Annotated in this window: 5 protein-coding genes and 1 pseudogene; 3 read left to right on the forward strand and 3 right to left on the reverse strand. The window is 68.2% G+C overall.

The window, feature by feature from the left end:
• From K0M70_RS06515 to K0M70_RS06525, 3 genes are all read right to left on the reverse strand, one after another.
• The coding region (locus tag K0M70_RS06515; RefSeq protein ID WP_290780803.1) for a hypothetical protein at window positions 1-225 on the reverse strand (225 nt) is incomplete at its 3' end.
• 121 nt (window positions 226-346) lie between these two features.
• Complete coding sequence (locus tag K0M70_RS06520) at window positions 347-1549, reverse strand: TonB family protein (RefSeq protein WP_290780805.1); 1203 nt, start codon at window positions 1547-1549, stop codon at window positions 347-349.
• Window positions 1539-1907, reverse strand: coding sequence for a BlaI/MecI/CopY family transcriptional regulator (locus tag K0M70_RS06525; RefSeq protein ID WP_290780806.1), 369 nt, complete (start codon window positions 1905-1907; stop codon window positions 1539-1541). The genes K0M70_RS06520 and K0M70_RS06525 overlap by 11 nt, the downstream gene beginning before the upstream one ends.
• A gap of 118 nt (window positions 1908-2025) precedes the next feature.
• On the opposite strand from K0M70_RS06525, the gene K0M70_RS06530 reads away from it, so the two are divergent.
• From K0M70_RS06530 to K0M70_RS06540, 3 genes and pseudogenes are all read left to right on the forward strand, one after another.
• Window positions 2026-2532 (forward strand): CinA family protein, encoded by a 507-nt coding sequence (locus tag K0M70_RS06530; protein WP_290780807.1) that lies wholly within the window; start codon window positions 2026-2028, stop codon window positions 2530-2532.
• 43 nt (window positions 2533-2575) lie between these two features.
• Window positions 2576-3205 (forward strand): transcriptional repressor LexA, encoded by a 630-nt coding sequence (gene lexA / locus K0M70_RS06535; protein ID WP_290780808.1) that lies wholly within the window; start codon window positions 2576-2578, stop codon window positions 3203-3205.
• A 209-nt stretch (window positions 3206-3414) separates the two neighbouring features.
• A pseudogene (locus K0M70_RS06540) lies at window positions 3415-3724 on the forward strand (DNA recombination/repair protein RecA); the annotation flags it as partial.

The following is a 3724-nucleotide window of genomic DNA, read 5'->3' on the forward strand; positions in this document are numbered from 1 at the left end:
GTGCACCGGCACGCCGGCCATCGGGATGGGCGCGCCGGCCGAGGCGCCGCGCTGGGTGAGGGTGATGTCGAGCAGGCGCGCGGCCTTGCGCGCGTCGTCGTAGAACAGCTCGTAGAAGTCGCCCATCCGGAACAGCAGCAGGATGTCCGGGTGCTCCGCCTTGGCGGCGAAGAACTGCTTCATCAGGGGCGTGTGCGCGGGCGCGTTCGAATCTTGGGCAGACATGGGGGCGGGCAGTCAGGGAGGGGACGGCCGGGGAGTCGCCGTCGGATCTGCTGCATTGTGCCGCATGCGGCCGGGTGGCGCGGAGAAGGGCAGCGGGCCGCGATGGCCCGCCGCCCGCGCGTCAGCTGCCGTGGTCGACCTGCGTGCCCTCGGGCGGAGCGTCCGCCGTGAACTGGACCGGTATCCGCACCCAACCTTCCACCTTTTCGCCGCGCAAGCCGTTGCGTCCGGCGTTGAACTGCCACTGTTGCGCAGCCTCCACGGCGACCTTGTCGAACACGCCCTCGGGCCGGGACGTCACCACGCGGATTTCCTCCGGCCGCCCATCCGTGCCCACCAGCACGTCGAGGTCGACCCGACCGCTGATGCCTTGGGCGAGGGCGCTGGCGGGGTACTTGGGCTGCGTCAGGACGTCGTCGTCGGTGGCGGCTTGCAGCCCCTTGACCACCGTCGGCGTCGCGGGCTGCGCGGCCCAGGCGCTGAACGTGGCGATGGCCAGCAGCGACGCGACCAGGACCGAACCTGCACGACGACGGGCTTTGCCGGGGATGGGTTGGTTGAGCATGGCGACTCTCTCCTTCAGGGGATGGCTGGACTGCCAGTGGCAGCCCACGGGAAGGCCGTACTCGGCCAGTTGGGTCTTGAACATCGCCTCGCCATAGCGGCGGCGCGAATCGGGGTGGCGCGCCAGCACCGCGGCATCGCAGGCCAGTTCCTGGTCGAAGCGGAAGCGGGTCGCCGCGACGTGCACCAGCGGGTGGAACCAGAACACGCAGCGCAGCAGCGTGGCCAGGGCCTGGGCGGGAATGTCGCCGCGCTCGATGTGCAGCTGTTCGTGCGCGATCACCAGGCGCTGTTCGTCGGCGGTGTAGCGGGTGGCGAAATCGGCCGGCAGCACCACGCGCGGCCGGAGCAGGCCGGCCACGGCCGGCGTGGCCAACGGCGACACGTCGTGCGGCTGCGTGGGACGGCGCTGCACGCTGCGGTGGAAGCGCAGCTGCCGCGCGACCATCACCAGGGCAAGTACGACGGCACCCAGCAGCCAGAGGCCCAGCATCGCGGACCAAAGGGGCAGGGGCGACGAGGCGCCCGCCCCGGCCGGCACGAGGTCGGTGACGGCGGTCAAGGTGGCCAAGGTCCTGCCGCCGCGCGGCGCAGGCAGCAGCACCGCCACCACGGCCAGAGGCACCAGTGCCCAACAAGCGTAGACGGCCTGGGCACCCAGCCATCGGCGCAACGGCGCGCGCACCAGGGCCACCAGGCCCATGCCCAGGGTGAGCGCCAGCGTGGCCTGCATCAGTTCAACCAGCACGTCACTTGCCATCGTCGAGTTCCTCCAGCAGGCGCTTCACATCGGCGATGTCCTTGCGCGTGAGCTTCCGGGTTTCGGTGAAGTGGGCGATCAGCGGCGCCAGCCGGCCGTCGAAAACGCGCTCGAGCAGGCTGCTGCTCTGGCCCTGCACCCAGGCCTCGCGCGTCAGCACGGGCGAGTAGCTGAAGCGACGACCGTCCTTCGCGGCATCCACGGCGCCCTTCTTCACCAGCCGCCCGAGCAGGGTCTTGATGGTGGACACCTGCCAGTCCTGGTCGCGGGACAGTTCGGCGATCACTTCTTCGGCGGTGCGGGGGCTGCCGCGCCAGAGCACTTCCATGACGACGCTTTCGGCTTCGCTGATCTGCATGTCTTTGTCTACGCTTGTAAACGAGGCATTAGATTACATCTGTAGACAAAGAAGTCAAGCGGGTCGGCCCCGGGCCTGCGAGCTAGCCAGTCGAACGCGCTCCGACTACGCTATGGGCATGGATTCCAGAACGCTGCCCAACGACGATCTGCTGCACCAGCTGGCTGAACAGGTCGGCGCCGCGCTCCAGGCCAGGCACCTGATGCTGGCCACCGCCGAGAGCTGCACCGGCGGCTGGATCGCCAAGACCATCACCGACATCCCGGGCTGTTCGGGCTGGTTCGACTGCGGCATGGCCGCCTACAGCTACGAAGCCAAGCAGGCGCTGCTGGGCGTGCGCCCCGAGACCCTCACCGAGCACGGCGCGGTCAGCCGCGAAACGGTGATGGAAATGGTGTCGGGCGCCCTGGTGACCTCGGGCGCCAGCATCGCGGTGGCGGTGACCGGCATCGCCGGCCCGGGCGGCGGAACCCCCGACAAGCCACTGGGCACGGTGTGGATCGGCTGGAAGCGCCGCGGCGGCTATCCCAAGGCCGAACTGTTCCACTTCGACGGGGATCGCGATTCGGTGCGCCGGCAGACCGTCGAGGCCTCCCTGCAGGGCCTGCTCAAGCTGGCGCAGTAAAGGCTTGACAGGCGGGGGAGGGTTGTTAGTAGTATTACTACTAATGAATATCTCAGACACCCAGCACGCCATCCTCGCCATGATCGCCGAGCGCATCGACGCCGACGGCGTGCCGCCCTCCCAGGTCGAAATCGCCCACGCCTTTGGCTTCAAAGGCGTGCGCGCGGCCCAATACCACCTCGAAGCCCTCGAGCAGGCGGGCGCCATCCGGCGCGTGCCGGGCCAGGCGCGGGGTATCCGTCTTGTATCGTCCCCGGCCGCCGACCTCGTCCCGGCGGTCGGGGGCGATCTTCTCCGCCTGCCGGTGCTGGGCCAGGTAGCCGCCGGCCTGCCCATCGGCGCCGACGCCGGCCACCACGACATGGTCCTGCTCGACCGGGTGTTCTTCCAGCCCTCGCCCGACTACCTGCTCAAGGTGAAGGGCGACTCGATGCGCGACGAAGGCATCCTGCACGGCGACCTGATCGGCGTGCACCGCACCTCCGACGCCCGCAGCGGCCAGATCGTGGTCGCACGCATCGACGACGAAATCACGGTCAAGCTGCTCAAGATAGGGAAAGACGCCATCAGACTGTTGCCCCGCAACCCCGACTTCGCCCCCATCGTGGTCAAGCCCGACCAGGACTTCGCCATCGAGGGCCTTTACTGCGGCCTGGTGAGGCCGAACCGATGAGCTTTGGAAACAAGAAATCACCGGCCAAGAAGTCGCTTTCCCTACAGCGCATCGAAGCGGCTTCCGATGCCGCCAAGCCGCCGGAAGATCTAAATTCCGATCCACAGGCGGCTTCTCAGTCCGTGAGACTTCCACCCCCTAATCTGGCCGCAACCAAAAACGTAACCCCGAGGAGCTCCACGATGGACGACAACAAGAAGAGTGCCGCGATGGACGAAAACAAGAAGCGCGCTCTCACCGCCGCCCTGAGCCAGATCGAAAAGCAGTTCGGCAAGGGCGCGGTCATGCGCATGGGCGACAAGAGCACCGAGCCGGCCGAAGTCATCGGCACGGGCTCGCTGATGCTCGATATCGCGCTGGGCATCGGCGGCCTGCCCAAGGGCCGCGTCATCGAGATCTATGGTCCTGAGTCCTCGGGCAAGACCACGCTCACCCTGCAGGTCATCGCCGAGTGCCAGAAGGCCGGCGGCACGGCGGCCTTCATCGACGCCGAGCACGCGCTCGACCCCACCTACGCGG

The sequence above is a fragment of the Arenimonas sp. genome, assembly GCF_019459675.1.
GTDB lineage: Bacteria > Pseudomonadota > Gammaproteobacteria > Xanthomonadales > Xanthomonadaceae > Arenimonas.

Excerpts from the sequence above, each read along its gene's own strand:
- lexA (WP_290780808.1), top strand. The coding sequence starts at position 2,576 with ATGAATATCTCAGACACCCAGCACGCCATCCTCGCCATGATCGCCGAG.
- K0M70_RS06520 (WP_290780805.1), bottom strand. The coding sequence starts at position 1,549 with ATGGCAAGTGACGTGCTGGTTGAACTGATGCAGGCCACGCTGGCGCTC.
- K0M70_RS06530 (WP_290780807.1), top strand. The coding sequence starts at position 2,026 with ATGGATTCCAGAACGCTGCCCAACGACGATCTGCTGCACCAGCTGGCT.
- K0M70_RS06525 (WP_290780806.1), bottom strand. The coding sequence starts at position 1,907 with ATGCAGATCAGCGAAGCCGAAAGCGTCGTCATGGAAGTGCTCTGGCGC.